Genomic DNA, 14012 nt, shown 5'->3' on the forward strand with positions numbered 1-14012 from the left:
GCTGCCCCACTCTTAGAAAACCAATGGAGAGAGAACCATGTTGAAAGCCTACCGTGACCATGTGGCCGAGCGCGCCGCACTGGGCATTCCTCCGCTGCCCCTCGATGCCAAGCAAGTGGCTGAACTGATCGAACTGATCAAGAACCCTCCTGCGGGCGAAGATGCCTTCCTGCTGGACCTGCTGACCCATCGCGTGCCACCTGGCGTGGACGATGCCGCCAAGGTCAAGGCGTCCTTCCTGGCCGCCGTGGCCCACGGTGACCTGAAGGTGGGCCTGATCTCCAAGGCCAAGGCCACCGAGCTGCTGGGCACCATGGTGGGCGGCTACAACGTGCACCCCCTGATCGAGCTGCTGGACGACGCCGAAGTGGCGGGCGTGGCCGCCGATGCGCTGAAGAAGACGCTGCTGATGTTCGACTTCTTCAACGACGTCGCCACCAAGGCCAAGGCCGGCAACGCCAAGGCCAAGGAAGTGATGCAGAGCTGGGCCGATGCCGAGTGGTTCACTTCGCGTCCCAAGGTCCAGGAAAAGATCACCGTCACCGTGTTCAAGGTGCCTGGCGAAACCAACACCGACGATCTGTCGCCCGCGCCCGATGCCTGGAGCCGTCCCGACATCCCGCTGCACTACCTGGCCATGCTGAAGAACACCCGTCCCGACGCGGCCTTCAAGCCCGAGGAAGACGGCAAGCGCGGTCCCATGCAGTTCATCGAAGACCTGAAGAAGAAGGGCAACCTCGTGGCCTATGTGGGCGACGTGGTGGGTACCGGTTCTTCGCGCAAGTCGGCGACCAATTCCGTGATCTGGGCCACCGGCCAGGACATCCCCTTTGTGCCCAACAAGCGCTTTGGTGGCGTGACCCTGGGCGGCAAGATCGCCCCCATCTTCTTCAACACCCAGGAAGACTCGGGCTCGCTGCCGATCGAAGTCGATGTGACCAAGCTGGAAATGGGCGACGTCATCGACGTGCTGCCCTACGACGGCAAGCTGCTCAAGAACGGTGAAACCGTTGCCGAGTTCGCCTTGAAGAGCGACGTGCTGCTGGACGAAGTGCAAGCTGGTGGCCGTATCAACCTGATCATCGGCCGTTCGCTGACCGCCAAGGCCCGTGAATTCCTGGGTCTGCCTGCTTCGACCGCGTTCCGTCTGCCCTCGGCGCCGGCCGCGTCCAACGCCGGCTTCACCCTGGCGCAGAAGATGGTCGGTCGTGCCGTCGGCCTGCCCGAAGGCCAGGGCGTGCGCCCCGGTACCTACTGCGAGCCCCGCATGACCACCGTGGGTTCGCAAGACACCACCGGCCCCATGACCCGCGACGAGCTGAAGGACCTGGCCTGCCTGGGCTTCTCGGCCGACCTGGTGATGCAGTCCTTCTGCCACACGGCCGCCTACCCCAAGCCCGTGGACGTGAAGACCCACCGCGAACTGCCGGCCTTCATCTCCAACCGCGGCGGCGTGGCCCTGCGTCCTGGCGACGGCGTGATCCACAGCTGGCTCAACCGCCTGCTGCTGCCCGACACTGTCGGCACCGGTGGTGACTCGCACACCCGCTTCCCCATCGGCATTTCCTTCCCTGCCGGCTCCGGTCTGGTGGCCTTCGGTGCCGCCACGGGCGTGATGCCCCTGGACATGCCCGAATCCGTGCTGGTGCGCTTCAAGGGCGCCATGCAGCCTGGCGTGACCCTGCGTGACCTGGTGCATGCGATCCCGCTGTACGCCATCAAGGCCGGTCTGCTGACCGTGGCCAAGGCCGGCAAGAAGAACATCTTCTCCGGCAAGATCCTGGAAATCGAAGGTCTGCCCGACCTGAAGGTGGAGCAGGCGTTCGAGCTGTCCGACGCGTCGGCCGAGCGTTCCGCCGCCGGTTGCACGATCAAGCTAAACCCCGAGCCGATCAAGGAATACCTGACCTCGAACATCGTTCTGATGAAGAACATGATCGCCGACGGTTACCAGGACGCCAAGACCCTGCAGCGCCGCATCGAGAAGGTCGAAGCCTGGCTGGCCAAGCCCGACCTGCTGGAAGCCGACAAGGACGCCGAGTACGCCGCCGTGATCGAGATCGATCTGGCCGACATCCAGGAGCCCATCGTCTGCTGCCCCAACGACCCCGATGACGCCAAGTTCCTGTCCGAAGTGGCCGGCACCAAGATCGATGAAGCCTTCATCGGTTCGTGCATGACCAACATCGGTCACTTCCGCGCAGCGGCCAAGCTGCTGGGCGGCCAGCGCGACATCCCCGTCAAGCTGTGGGTGGCACCGCCCACCAAGATGGACCAGAGCGAGCTGATCAAGGAAGGCCACTACGCTGCGTTCGGCACCGCCGGCGCGCGCACCGAAATGCCCGGCTGCTCGCTGTGCATGGGCAACCAGGCGCAAGTGCGCGAAGGTGCGACCGTGATCTCCACGTCCACCCGCAACTTCCCCAACCGTCTGGGCAAGAACACCAACGTGTTCCTGGGCTCGGCCGAGCTGTCCGCGATTGCTTCGCGCCTGGGTTACCTGCCTTCCAAGGACGAGTACCTGAAGGAAATGGGCGTGATTGATGCCGACAAGGCATCGGTCTACCGCTACATGAACTTCGACCAGATCGAAGAGTACGCTGAAGTGGCCAAGGGCGTGAACGCCTAAGTCGTTCCGGCCGCAAGCCAAGGCCTGCTGCGCATCGCGCGGCAGGCTTTTTTTATGCAGGCCGTGGGCAGGGCCCACTACGTTGCGGGGGAGCTGGACGTTGACGGCGCAGTCGCGCTGGGGGCGTTAGCATCGGTGCTCGAAGATCGGTGGACACAAGGATCCGCATGTTGCGAACAATCCGATGGCTGGTGGGGATGGTCCTGTGCGCTAGCGTTGTGGCGCCCGGGCTGGCGGCCGAGCCCTGCACCCAGGCCGCGCCGCTGTTTGCGGCGGTCACGGCCAACCATTCGGCCGAGATCCGGCGCCTGCTGGACTGTGGCGCGCCGCTGGAGGCGCGCAATACCGCTGGTCAGACCCCACTGCTGGTGGCCACCCACCACAACCATGTGGCCGCCGCCCGGGCCTTGATCGAGGCCGGTGCCGAGGTCAATGCCAAGGACCAGATCCAGGACAGCCCCTACCTGTACGCCGGGGCCCGGGGCCATCTGGACATCCTGCAGATGACGCTGGCGCACGGCGCGGACGTGCGCAGCCTGAACCGCTACCAGGGCACGGCGCTGATTCCGGCGGCGGAGCGTGGCCATGTGGAAGCCGTGCGCCTGCTGATCCAGGCGGGTGTGGATGTGAACCACGTGAACCGCCTGGGCTGGACCGCGCTGATCGAGGCCGTGGTGCTGGGCCAGGGCGGCGAGCGCCACCAGCAGGTGGTGCAGGAGCTGGTCGATGCCGGGGCCGACGTGAACCTGCCCGATGCCCAGGGCCGCACGCCACTGGCCTTGGCCCAGGCCCATGGATACCCAGAGATTGCCCGCATTTTGCGTCGGGCAGGAGCACATTGAAGATGACAGTGACACACGACGACACACAGTTTTTGCGCGAAGCCATCGCGCTGGCGTATGCCAATGCCGAGCAGGGCGGGCGCCCGTTCGGGGCCGTGGTGGTCAAGCAGGGCGTGGTGATTGCCTCGGCCGTCAACGAGATCCTGCGCAGCAACGATCCCACGGACCATGCGGAAATGCTGGCCATCCGCCGGGCCAGCCAGCACCTAGCTTCGCCGAATCTGCAGCACTGTGTGGTGTATGCCAGTGGCCATCCCTGCCCAATGTGCCTGGCGGCCATGCGCATGGCGGGTGTCAGCCAGGTGGTGTTTGCCCACTCAAACGCCGATGCCGCGCCGTTTGGCCTGTCCACAGCGGCGATCTACGAAGAACTGGCCAAACCGTTTGCCCAGCAGTCCATGGTCATCCGCCATGTGCCCGTACGGCTGACCGAGCGGCCCGGCCTGTACGCCGACTGGAAGCAGCGCCAGACACCGCACTGAGGCCGGCCGGGGCCTGTAGCGCCCACGTGCCAGGCGCTAGGCCCTAGCGCATCGAGTGCAGGCCGATCAGGTTTTCGTCTGGGTCGGTGATCAGGGCGATGAAGCCATAGGGGCCGATCGGCATCTTGTCGCGCACCACGGTGCCGCCCTGGGCGACCGCGCGGCCGGCTTCGACGGCGCAGTCCTCACAGCTGAAATAAATCAGCGTGCCGCCATTGCCGGACGGCGCTCCCGGCATGCGGACCAGGGCGCCGGCCGCCCCCCCGGCCTCGGGCTGCATGGGGAAGGCCCACATCTCCATGTCGCTGCCGTCGGTGCCGGGTGGGGCCAGGGCTTCCAGCGTACGCGACAGCACGTTTTCATAGAACGCCTTGGCCCGGTCCATGTCCTGCACATAGATTTCGAACCATCCAACGGGATTGCGTGTCATGGCAGACCTCCTGGGGGGATGCAGCGGGGGCGTGGCACGGGGCCACCGTGTGTCCCAATTGTCGAAGTCTGGCCGGCCAGGGATGCAGGACGGTGGCTTTTCTTCCCGCAGGCGCACGCGTTGGTTTCTAAAAACCATAGCTGACTGCGTAGGTGCAGTCTGGGTTTTATGCCATTTTGTGCACCCACCTCAATCCTGCATGCCCGCCCAGGGTTCAGGGGGCGGTGGCCGACCCTGGCGCGGCAGATGGGGCGTCGGCAGGGGCGCTGGGCGTGGCATCCCCGCGCAGCGCGCCCAGCTTGGCCTGCAGCCAGTCGTCATAGCCCTTGTGCACCAGCGCGTAGGTCTGGGCAATGCCGGCCGCCACCGGGCTGTCAGCGCCCAGCACGCCCAGGCTGTTCAAGATGTCTTCCGCCTCCTGGTAGCCCTGCTCGAAACCACCGCGGATCAGCTCCACAAAATCCTGGGCCACCTCGGCCAGCGCCTTGTCGGGGTAGCGGGCCGCATAGGCGTCGAACATGGCGGTGGACAGGCCCACGATGCGGCCTGCCGTGGCCTGCGCGCTGTGGTCTTGGCCCATGGCGTTCTGGATGGCGTCGGGGCCCAGTTCGGGCGCCAGCTCCTGGTTGATGGCGTCCACCGCCGTGCGGTACAGCAGGGCCAGGCTGTCGTTGCCGGTCTGCAGGCTGACCTGCAGCGAGGCTTCCAGGATCTGCGCATTCCGCAGGTTCTGCGGGCCCTGGTTGCTGGCGGTGGCGGTTTTCTGCGCCTGGTCCAGCGGCGTGCTCTTGGCGGGCACGGCCGTGTCGGGGGAAGCGGAAGCGGGGGCGGGGAGGGGGGGGACGTTCAGCATGGTGCTCTCCAGAGGCAACACAGGCCGACAAGGCCATATCTGGCATGTCGGCAATTTGGTGGTGTTCTGAAGTGCCATTGGTCGAGATGGCGAGATTTGCTGAAAAAAGGAAGCGGTTGGCGCTGGATGGATAGGCTTTTCAGGGCCTAAAGAGATCGTGTGCCGCACCTGTCCTGCGGCAGCCGCTCACTTTTTGCTGAACTGATATGGTGGTGCTTGGATGGAGTGCATCTGATCCGGTCTTTTTGCCCCCAATCTGATGCTTTTGTTCCAGGGACGGCGCGCGCACAGTCGTTGCTGAGCGCAGCCAGGCGGTCCTGGCTGGCCTGCCCATTCCTGCTATGTCCCACGAAAACTCCTCCCCGCAACCCGGTGGCACACCGCCGCCCCGCAAGACCATCCCCATCCAGGCCGCGCCGCATGCCGTGCCGTTCTACGAGCCGCGCACCAAGATCCAGCCGCGTTCCATCCAAGGCCTGTTTTCGCGCTGGCGCTGGGCCCTGGTGTGGGCCACGCAGCTGTTCTTCTACGTCGTGCCCTGGCTGCAGATCCATGGGCGCCAGGCCCTGCTGTTTGATCTGGAGCAGCGGCGTTTCTACGTCTTCGGCTGGCTGCTGTACCCGCAGGACTTCATCTACCTGACGGCGCTGCTCATTGTCAGCGCCCTGGCGCTGTTCCTGTTCACCACCGTGGCCGGGCGCCTGTGGTGTGGCTTCAGCTGCCCGCAGACGGTGTACACCGAGATCTTTATGTGGATCGAGCGCCGGCTGGAGGGCGACCGCAGTGCGCGCCTGCGCCTGGACGGCAGTGGCTGGACGCTGGAGAAAACGGCCCGGCGTGGCGGCAAGCACCTGCTGTGGCTGCTGCTGTCGCTGTGGACGGGCTTCACCTTCGTGGGCTACTTCGTGCCCATCCGCGACCTGGCGGTGCAGGTGATGGCGCTGCAGGGGGCGTGGCAGATCTTCTGGATCGCCTTCTACGCCCTGGCCACCTACGGCAATGCCGGTTTCCTGCGCGAGCAGGTGTGCAAGTACATGTGCCCGTATGCGCGCTTCCAGAGCGCCATGTTCGACAAGGACACGCTGGTCGTCACCTACGACGCCGCGCGCGGCGAAGGCCGCGGCCCGCGGGCCAAGGGCGTGGATGCGCGTGCCCAGGGCCTGGGCGACTGCATCGACTGCAAGCTGTGCGTGCAGGTCTGCCCCGTGGGCATCGACATCCGTGATGGCCTGCAGTACGAATGCATTGGCTGCGGGTTGTGCATCGACGCCTGCAACGGGGTGATGGACAAGATGCACTATGCGCGTGGCCTGGTGCGACTGAGCACGCAAAGCGCCCTGGCCCAGGGCTGGAGCGGTGCGCAGATGCTGCGCCGCGTGTTCCGTCCGCGCGTGCTGCTGTACGGCGCTGGGCTGCTGGCCATCACCGTGGCCATGGTCACCAGCCTGTCTGTGCGCGTGCCGCTGAAGGTGGACGTGGTGCGCGACCGCGGCACCCTGTCGCGCATCGTGGCCGGCGGCATGGTGGAGAACATCTACCGCGTGCAGATCGGCAATGCCACGGAAGTGCCACAGCACTATGTGCTTTCGGCCGCGGGCCTGGACGGACTGCGCGTGGCGTCGGACACCGCAGTAGCGCTGGGCGCCGCCGAAGACCGCTGGGTGGTCATCCGCCTGCAGGCACCGTATGGGGTGGCGGCGGGCGGCTCGCATCCCGTGGCGATCGAGGTGCGCGCCCAGGCCGACCCGGCCATCCAGGTGGCCGCGCCGACCACCTTCCTGGTGCCACGCTGAGCCGCAGCGCTGCTCAGCCCGCGCCCTGCTGCATGCGGTGGCACCAGCTACCCAGCTGCTGCAAGGCCTGGTCGGTGCGGGCATCCCACAGCAGGCCGTAGTTCAGGCGGATGCAGCGGCCAAAGCGCTGGCTGGCCGAAAACACCGGCCCCGGCGCCAGGCTGATGCCTTCGGACAGGGCCTGCTGGTGCAGCTGCAGGGCATCGCAGCCGGGTGGCAGCTCGATCCACATGAAATAGCCGCCTTCGGGGCGCGTGGCGCGCGTGCCGGGCGGAAAGTGGCGGGCGATGGCCTGCGTCATCGCATCGCGCTGCGTGGCCAGGGTGTGGCGCAGCTGGCGCAGGTGCTTGTCGAAGCCCACGCCTTCCAGGTAATGCGCCAGCGCGGCCTGGGCCGGGGCGTTGGTGCTGAGCGAGGTGGTCAGCTTCTGCCGTGCCACAGCCTGGGTGAAGCGCCCCGCCGCCGCCCAGCCGACGCGCCAGGCCGGTGCCAGGCATTTGGAGAACGAGCTGCAGTGCAGCACCCAGCCTTCGCGGTCGTAGGCCTTCACGGGCAGCGGGCGGCGGGCGCAGAAGTACAGCTCGCCATACACATCGTCTTCGATCAGCGGCACCTGGTGGCGCGCCAGCAGCGCGCACAGGGCCTGCTTGTGGGCCGTGGGCACCAGGCTGCCCAGCGGGTTGTGGAAGTTGCTCATCAGCCAGATGGCCTGCGGGCGGTGACTGGTGATGGCGGCTTCCAGCGCCGGCAAGTCGATGCCGTCGCGCGGGTGGGTGGGCACCTCCACCGCCTTCAGGCCCAGGCGCTCCAGCGCCTGCAGGGCGCCGTAGAAACACGGCGACTCCACCACCACGGTGCCACCGGGCTGGGTGACCGCCGACAGGCACAGGTTCAGCGCCTCCAGCGCGCCGTTGGTGATGACCACATCGTCCATGTGCAGCGGCATGCCATCGGCCAGGTAGCGGCGGGCAATGTGGCGGCGCAGGCCGCTGTGGCCGGTGCTCAGGTCATCGAGCAGGGCCTGCGGCTGGGCCTGGCGTGCGCAGGCGGCCAGCGACTGCGCCAGCTTGTTCCACGGGAAGTGCTGGGGCGCGGGAAAGGCACTGCCCAGGCCCACCGTGCCCGGCTGGAAGCTGGCTTGCAGGATGGAGAACACGCGCTCGCTGACATCCACCGTCAGCGAGGCCGGGGGCGGCAGCCGGGCGATCTCCGGCTCCGGCGGCGGGTGGTGGGCGCCCGAGGCCACGTAGTAGCCGGAACGCTCGCGCGCACGGATCAGCCCGCGCGCCTCCAGCAGGTAGTAGGCCTGGAACACCGTGGACGGGCTGACGCCGCGTGCGGCGCAGCAGCTGCGCACCGAGGGCAGCTTGTCGCCCGGCTGCAGCACGCCCGCGTGGATGGACTGGGCGATGTCGGCGGCCAGGGTGGCGTAGCGCGTCAGGCTGGGGGAGGAGGCGGGTTCGGTGGACACAGCCACCCAGTGTAGGGGCTGTCCAGCGCCAGACTGCCCCGCCCCGGATTAGGCGGTGGCCGCGCTCTGCAGCAGGCCCTTGGCGCCATGTGGCTCGCAGCGCAGGTACTGCGGGGCGGCCGCCACCTGGGCGCCCAGCTGGCGGGCGGCCTCCCAGGGCCAGCGCGGGTTGTAGAGCATGGCGCGGGCCACGCCGATGGCATCGGCCTGGCCGGCATCCAGGATGGCCTGGGCTTGCTGCGCGTCGGTGATCAGGCCCACGGCAATCACGGGCATGGCCCCTTGCAGGTGGCGGCGCAGGCCGTCGGCCAGCGGCACTTGGTAGCCAGGGCCGATGGGAATCTGCTGCGCCGGGTGCAGGGCGGCGCTGGAGACATGCAGGAAGGCGCAGCCGCGCGCTGCCAGGGCCTGGGCCAGCTGGGTGCTTTGCGCCAGGTCCCAGCCGCCGTCCACCCAGTCGGTGGCGGAGATGCGCACGCCCAGCGGAAAGCCCGCTGGCAGGGCCGCCTGGATGGCATCGAACACCTCCAGCGTCAGGCGCATGCGGTTGTCCAGGCTGCCGCCATAGGCGTCGTCGCGCAGGTTGGACAGGGGCGACAGGAACTGGTGCAGCAGGTAGCCGTGGGCGGCGTGCAGCTCCAGCGCATCCAGCCCCAGGCTGTGCGCGCGCAGGGCAGCATCGACGAAGGCCTGCTTGATGCGGGCAATGTCCTCCAGCGTGGCGCTGGCTGGCAGTGGGTCGGTGGGCATGAAGCCCTGGGCGCTGGCGCTGATCGTGGGCCAGGCCTCGGGGTGGTCGGCGGGCAGAGCTCCACCGCCTTCCCAGGGTCGGCGGCTGCTGGCCTTGCGGCCGGCGTGGGCCAGTTGCATGCACACGGGCATGGGGCTGTGGCGGCGGATGTGCGCCAGCACCGGGCGCAGCGCCTGCATCTGGGCATCGTTCCACAGCCCCAGGTCGTGGGCGCTGATACGGCCCCGCGCCTCGACGGCGGTGGCCTCCAGGATCAGCAGGCCGGCGCCGGACTGGGCCAGCTGGCCGTAGTGCATCAGGTGCCAGCTGGTGGCACAGCCTTCCTCGGCCGAGTACATGCACATCGGGGGAATGACGATGCGGTTGGCCAGTTCCAGCGAGCCGAATCGGATGGGGGAGAACAAAGCGGGCATGGTGGGCGCGTCCCTTCACAGCAAATCTTGCGCCGCAGCATGACACAAAAAAAACGCGCCACCGATCCCGTCGGTGACGCGCTGCGGCAGGGGCGGCGACGGGCTCAGGCCTGTTCGGCCAGCAGCTCCTGCAGGGTCTTGACCTGCAGGCGCAGGCGTTCGTTCTCGGCCTCCAGCTCAACCACGCGTGCCTGCAGTTCCTCGGGCGAGGCCGGTGGTGCTGCATCCTGCGCATCGTCCGTGGCGGCGGGCTTGTCGGCCTTGGGTTTTTTCTTGGCCTCGCGCACGCGCTTGGCGGCCTGCTTCAGGCTGTCGGCGCCTTCGGCGGCCACGGCCTGCTGCTCTTCCACGGGCAGGCTGGCAACCACGGCGGCGGCGTTCAGCGACAGCTCGCCGGCCTTGACGGCGGCGACCACTTCGGGGGCGGCCTTTTCCTGGATGGTCTCGATCATCTTGACCTGGCCGGCCGACAGGCGGGCGGCGCGGGCCAGTGCTTCGCGCGTGTCCAGGGCCTGGTCGGGCACCTTGGGGGTGTTGGCCAGGGCCTGGGCCACGGCGGGATCGGTGTCACCGTCCCAGGGCGCTTCGGCACTGGATTCGGCCTTGGCGGCATTCACCGCAGCGGCGGCGGCGGCGCGGCGCTCGGCGATGATCTCGCGCTTGCGCAGGGCCAGCACACCGCGCTGGAAGTCGGAGACGGAGCGCCGGCCCAGGTGCTGGTCGATCATCCACAGGTGGATGTCTTCCATGTTCTGGAAGCGTTCGTTCTGGATGGTCTGGAAGGGCAGGCCATGCTTCTGGCAGATGCCGAAGCGGTTGTGGCCGTCGACCAGCACATTGCCCCACAGCACCAGCGCATCGCGGCAGCCTTCGTCGAGGATGCTGCGCTCCAGCGCATCGTGTTCGTCGGGGGTCAGGGGGTCGATATAGGCCTTGAGTTCAGGCAGGACAACAATCTCTTCGGGGTTCATCAGGTTTCCAATCGGGCGGGCAGGCGCACTGTAGCGGTCTGCCGTGAAAAGTCAAAAGGCACCCGGGGGTGCCTTTGTGCCAAGACCGACAAGGTCTTGAAAAGAGGAGCGGTTGGCGCAGGTCGATTCTAGGTTTCAGACTGAAAAGTATCGGAAATCCTTGAACAGCGCGCGCTGACCGCTATCAAAGATCAGGCCTGTTCGGGGTGCAGCAGGCGCGAGATCAGGCCACCTTCGATCGGCCCCTCGACCGGGATGCGCACGCGCACGGGGTTGCCGGGGGCGACCTGCACGGGTTCGCCGTCCAGGTTGAACATCTGCTCCAGCTTCATGGTGCGGTTGCCGGTGGGGTGGATGATTTCGATCATGTCGCCCACGGCGAAGCGGTTCATGGTTTCGATCTCGGCCAGGCCGTTTTCGTAGCCACGCACCTGGCCCACGAAGTGGCTGCGCTGCAGCACCGAGGTGCCGGTCTCGTAGTTCTGGTAGTCGTTGGCGGGGCGGCGCTCCAGCAGGCCGCCGGTGTAGCCGCGGTTGGCCAGGCCTTCCAGTTCGGTGATCAGGTGCGGGTTGAAGGGGCGGCCAGCCACGGCATCGTCGATCGCGCGTCGGTAGGTCTGCGCGGTACGGGCGACGTAGTACAGGCTCTTGGTGCGGCCCTCGATCTTCAGCGAGTCCACGCCGATCTTGGTCAGGCGCTCGACGTGCTCCACGGCGCGCAGGTCCTTGGAGTTCATGATGTAGGTGCCGTGCTCATCTTCCATGATGGGCATCATCTCGCCGGGGCGGCCCTTTTCTTCCAGCAGGTAGATGGCGTCGGCCTTGGGGTGGCGCTTCTGGTCGCCGCAGGTGCTGGTGAACTGGTTGTCGGCGTCGTTCTTGGCGTCTTCGAAGTTGAAGCCCTGCTCCATGGCCTGGCCCAGTGCCTCGCCGGTGTTGGGGTCCACATCGGCGCCGTGGGTCTTGTATTCCCAGCGGCAGGCGTTGGTGCAGGTGCCCTGGTTGGGGTCGCGGCGGTTGAAGTAGCCCGACAGCAGGCAGCGGCCCGAGTAGGCGATGCACAGCGCGCCGTGCACAAACACTTCCAACTCCATATCGGGGCATTCCTGGCGGATCTTTTCGATCTCGTCCAGGCTCAGCTCGCGCGACAGGATGATGCGCTCCACGCCCATCTTCTGCCAGAACTTGACGGTGGCGTAGTTGGTGGTGTTGGCCTGCACGGACAGGTGGATCACGGCCTCGGGCCACTTTTCCTTGACCATCATGATCAGGCCGGGGTCGGCCATGATCAGCGCGTCGGGCTTGAGGGCGATGATGGGCTCGATGTCGCGCAGGTAGGTGCGGATCTTGTCGTTGTGCGCAATGACGTTCGACGTCAGAAAGAACTTCTTGCCACGCTGGTGGGCTTCCTGGATGCCCTGGGCAATCTGCTCCATGCGGAACTCGTTGTTGCGCGCGCGCAGGGAGTAGCGCGGCTGGCCGGCGTACACGGCGTCGGCGCCAAAGTCGTAGGCGGCGCGCATCTTGTCGAGCGAGCCGGCGGGAAGCAACAGTTCGGGGGCTTTCATAGGGGGCTTATTTTCCTTGATTGGCGGCTGTCCGTCCTGGCGGTGGGGGCATGTACCCCCAGGCCGTGTGGCGGCGGCGGATAGCTCGCAATTAATGAGCTGCTGGCGCTGAAAGAACAAGGACTTCAGCCAGATATCTGTCTGAAGTCCTTGCTGGATCAGCGCCAGGCGCTCTGTAAATGATCAGTCTTGCGGGCGGAAACCGAAGTTGAACTCGCTGGGCACGGTGCCGTTGGTGTCCTTGGGCAGGGTCTCGGTCTTGTGCAGGGCGCGCACCACGGCGTCGTCCCAGGCCTTGTTGCCGCTGGACTTGACCAGCTGCACGCTGGTGATGGTGCCGTCCGGCGCCGCGCGCACCCGCACTTCGGCGCGCGGGTTGCCGCTGACCACGTCCGGATAGACGATGTTGGGCTTGACCTTGGCCGCCACGCGTGCGCCATAGCCGGCCGAGTGGCCTGCCGTGCCGCCGCCCGTGCCCTTGCCGCCGTTGGGGCCGCTGCTCTTTTCGGCAGAGCCCGTGCCGCCGGAACCACCGGCCAGACCGGCCATGGCCTTGAGGTTTTCCTGGCGCATGCGCTCCAGTTCCTTGGCGGCCTTGGCCTCCTGGGCGGCCTGCTCCTTGCGGCGCTTTTCGTCGGCCGCCTTCTTCTCGGCGTCGGCCTTGGCCTTTTCGGCTTTCTCCTTCTCGGCCTTTTCTTTGGCTGCCTTGTCCTTGGCGGCTTTTTCCTTTTCCGCCTTCTCGCGCTTTTCTTTTTCCAGGCGGTCCTTCTTCTCCTGCTCGGCCTTGTCACGCTTTTGCTGTTCCAGCTTGTCGCGCTTTTCCTGCTCGAGCTTTTCCTTGCGTGCCTCTTCCGCCTTTTCCTTGTCACGCTTGGCTTTTTCGGCCTTCTCGCGCTCGGCCTTGTCCTTGGCCTTTTGGGCTTCCAGCTCGCGCTGCTTCTTCAGCTCGGCCTCCTGCTTCTTGCGTTCCTGCAAGGCGATCTCGGCGTCGCGCTGCGACTGCAGCTCTTGCTGCGTCGGCTTGGGCGGGGCGGGTGGCGGGGGCGGCGGCAGCGGAACGGGTTCCGGCTCGGGCTCAGGTTCCGGTGCTGGGGCAGGTGTGGGCGCCGGCGCTGGTGGGGGCACGACCGCAGCCGCACGTGGCGCGGCCTGCACGAAGGTGTCCGACCACAGCTCGGCCTCGACCGCGGCCTGCTCGACGGCGACCGGCGGGGTGATGTTCCAGACCAGGGCCACCAGGGGCGTGGCATGGGCCAGCAGTGCCAAGACCCAGCTGCGCAAGCGCTTGCTCGGGCGAGGTGGGGCAAAGGGGTCTTGGGCGAGGCGAGGGGACATGGAGGAATGGGGCGCGCGGGTCGGGGAAGGCGGCGGGGTTAGTTGGAGGAAGATTTGACGCCCAGTGCCACACGCACCTCGGCCGCCTGCAACTGGGCCATGGCCTGGACCACCGACTCATAGGGCAGGGTCTTGTCGGCCAGGATCTGGATGGCGGTGTGTTCGGGGTCGCTGTTTTTCCAGGAGGTGGCGATGCCCTGCAGTTCCGGCAGGGCGATCTGCTGCTCGGTATTCTTGGTCTTGAAGATCACGCGACCGTCCTTTTCCAGCAGGACGTAGGCGATGTTCTTGGCGGCCGGCTTGGAGGACTTGCCCGCCGTGGGGACGTCGATGTTGCCGGGCGTGAGCATGGGGGCCGTCACCATGAAGATGATGAGCAGCACCAGCATCACGTCGATGAAGGGCACCATGTTGATTTCCACCACGGTGCGGCGGCCTTTGCCGCGGGAGCTGACTGCGGGCATGGGGTGGCTC

12 protein-coding genes are annotated in these 14012 nt (G+C 66.8%); 4 read left to right on the top strand and 8 right to left on the bottom strand.

What is annotated here, in order from left to right; genetic code table 11:
* Positions 1-37: 37 nt before the first annotated feature.
* From acnB to KAQ61_RS03640, 3 genes are all read left to right on the top strand, one after another.
* The gene (acnB, locus tag KAQ61_RS03630) at positions 38-2629 is read left to right on the top strand and encodes a bifunctional aconitate hydratase 2/2-methylisocitrate dehydratase (RefSeq protein WP_210930526.1); all 2592 of its coding nucleotides are present in this window, start codon (positions 38-40) and stop codon (positions 2627-2629) included.
* A 167-nt stretch (positions 2630-2796) separates the two neighbouring features.
* On the top strand, positions 2797-3471 hold the full coding sequence (locus tag KAQ61_RS03635; RefSeq protein ID WP_210930527.1) for an ankyrin repeat domain-containing protein: 675 nt from the start codon (positions 2797-2799) through the stop codon (positions 3469-3471).
* A 2-nt stretch (positions 3472-3473) separates the two neighbouring features.
* Positions 3474-3953, top strand: coding sequence for a nucleoside deaminase (locus tag KAQ61_RS03640; RefSeq protein ID WP_042412351.1), 480 nt, complete (start codon positions 3474-3476; stop codon positions 3951-3953).
* Positions 3954-3996: 43 nt separating this feature from the next.
* On the opposite strand, the gene KAQ61_RS03645 is transcribed toward KAQ61_RS03640, so the two are convergent.
* Both KAQ61_RS03645 and KAQ61_RS03650 read right to left on the bottom strand, forming a co-directional pair.
* Positions 3997-4383 carry a VOC family protein gene (locus tag KAQ61_RS03645; RefSeq protein ID WP_210930528.1) on the bottom strand — a complete coding sequence of 129 codons (387 nt, stop codon included), beginning with the start codon at positions 4381-4383 and terminating at the stop codon, positions 3997-3999.
* A gap of 214 nt (positions 4384-4597) precedes the next feature.
* Complete coding sequence (locus tag KAQ61_RS03650) at positions 4598-5236, bottom strand: DUF5610 domain-containing protein (RefSeq protein ID WP_210930529.1); 639 nt, start codon at positions 5234-5236, stop codon at positions 4598-4600.
* 341 nt (positions 5237-5577) lie between these two features.
* Between KAQ61_RS03650 and ccoG the strand changes: the two genes are divergently transcribed.
* The gene (ccoG, locus tag KAQ61_RS03655) at positions 5578-7029 is read left to right on the top strand and encodes a cytochrome c oxidase accessory protein CcoG (RefSeq protein ID WP_210930530.1); all 1452 of its coding nucleotides are present in this window, start codon (positions 5578-5580) and stop codon (positions 7027-7029) included.
* A gap of 13 nt (positions 7030-7042) precedes the next feature.
* On the opposite strand, the gene KAQ61_RS03660 is transcribed toward ccoG, so the two are convergent.
* From KAQ61_RS03660 to KAQ61_RS03685, 6 genes are all read right to left on the bottom strand, one after another.
* On the bottom strand, positions 7043-8470 hold the full coding sequence (locus KAQ61_RS03660) for an aminotransferase-like domain-containing protein (protein ID WP_210931689.1): 1428 nt from the start codon (positions 8468-8470) through the stop codon (positions 7043-7045).
* A gap of 78 nt (positions 8471-8548) precedes the next feature.
* Positions 8549-9664, bottom strand: a complete 1116-nt coding sequence (locus KAQ61_RS03665) for an NADH:flavin oxidoreductase/NADH oxidase (RefSeq protein WP_210930531.1) — start codon at positions 9662-9664, stop codon at positions 8549-8551.
* Positions 9665-9768: 104 nt separating this feature from the next.
* Positions 9769-10635 carry a plasmid replication/partition related protein gene (locus KAQ61_RS03670; RefSeq protein WP_210930532.1) on the bottom strand — a complete coding sequence of 289 codons (867 nt, stop codon included), beginning with the start codon at positions 10633-10635 and terminating at the stop codon, positions 9769-9771.
* 191 nt (positions 10636-10826) lie between these two features.
* Positions 10827-12203 (bottom strand): prephenate-dependent tRNA uridine(34) hydroxylase TrhP, encoded by a 1377-nt coding sequence (gene trhP, locus KAQ61_RS03675; RefSeq protein WP_420839381.1) that lies wholly within the window; start codon positions 12201-12203, stop codon positions 10827-10829.
* Positions 12204-12386: 183 nt separating this feature from the next.
* A complete protein-coding gene (tolA, locus tag KAQ61_RS03680) occupies positions 12387-13538 on the bottom strand; it encodes a cell envelope integrity protein TolA (RefSeq protein WP_210930533.1) in 1152 nt (383 codons plus the stop codon).
* 38 nt (positions 13539-13576) lie between these two features.
* Positions 13577-14002, bottom strand: coding sequence for an ExbD/TolR family protein (locus tag KAQ61_RS03685; protein ID WP_045266459.1), 426 nt, complete (start codon positions 14000-14002; stop codon positions 13577-13579).
* Between the last annotated feature and the right edge of the window lie 10 nt (positions 14003-14012).

Origin of the sequence: Comamonas aquatica, assembly GCF_018064205.1 — a bacterium.
In the GTDB taxonomy this organism is placed as follows: domain Bacteria; phylum Pseudomonadota; class Gammaproteobacteria; order Burkholderiales; family Burkholderiaceae_C; genus Comamonas; species Comamonas aquatica.

Excerpts from the sequence above, each read along its gene's own strand:
- acnB (WP_210930526.1), top strand. The coding sequence starts at position 38 with ATGTTGAAAGCCTACCGTGACCATGTGGCCGAGCGCGCCGCACTGGGC.
- KAQ61_RS03650 (WP_210930529.1), bottom strand. The coding sequence starts at position 5,236 with ATGCTGAACGTCCCCCCCCTCCCCGCCCCCGCTTCCGCTTCCCCCGAC.
- KAQ61_RS03670 (WP_210930532.1), bottom strand. The coding sequence starts at position 10,635 with ATGAACCCCGAAGAGATTGTTGTCCTGCCTGAACTCAAGGCCTATATC.
- KAQ61_RS03645 (WP_210930528.1), bottom strand. The coding sequence starts at position 4,383 with ATGACACGCAATCCCGTTGGATGGTTCGAAATCTATGTGCAGGACATG.
- ccoG (WP_210930530.1), top strand. The coding sequence starts at position 5,578 with ATGTCCCACGAAAACTCCTCCCCGCAACCCGGTGGCACACCGCCGCCC.
- KAQ61_RS03665 (WP_210930531.1), bottom strand. The coding sequence starts at position 9,664 with ATGCCCGCTTTGTTCTCCCCCATCCGATTCGGCTCGCTGGAACTGGCC.
- tolA (WP_210930533.1), bottom strand. The coding sequence starts at position 13,538 with ATGTCCCCTCGCCTCGCCCAAGACCCCTTTGCCCCACCTCGCCCGAGC.
- KAQ61_RS03640 (WP_042412351.1), top strand. The coding sequence starts at position 3,474 with ATGACAGTGACACACGACGACACACAGTTTTTGCGCGAAGCCATCGCG.
- trhP (WP_420839381.1), bottom strand. The coding sequence starts at position 12,203 with ATGAAAGCCCCCGAACTGTTGCTTCCCGCCGGCTCGCTCGACAAGATG.
- KAQ61_RS03635 (WP_210930527.1), top strand. The coding sequence starts at position 2,797 with ATGTTGCGAACAATCCGATGGCTGGTGGGGATGGTCCTGTGCGCTAGC.
- KAQ61_RS03685 (WP_045266459.1), bottom strand. The coding sequence starts at position 14,002 with ATGCCCGCAGTCAGCTCCCGCGGCAAAGGCCGCCGCACCGTGGTGGAA.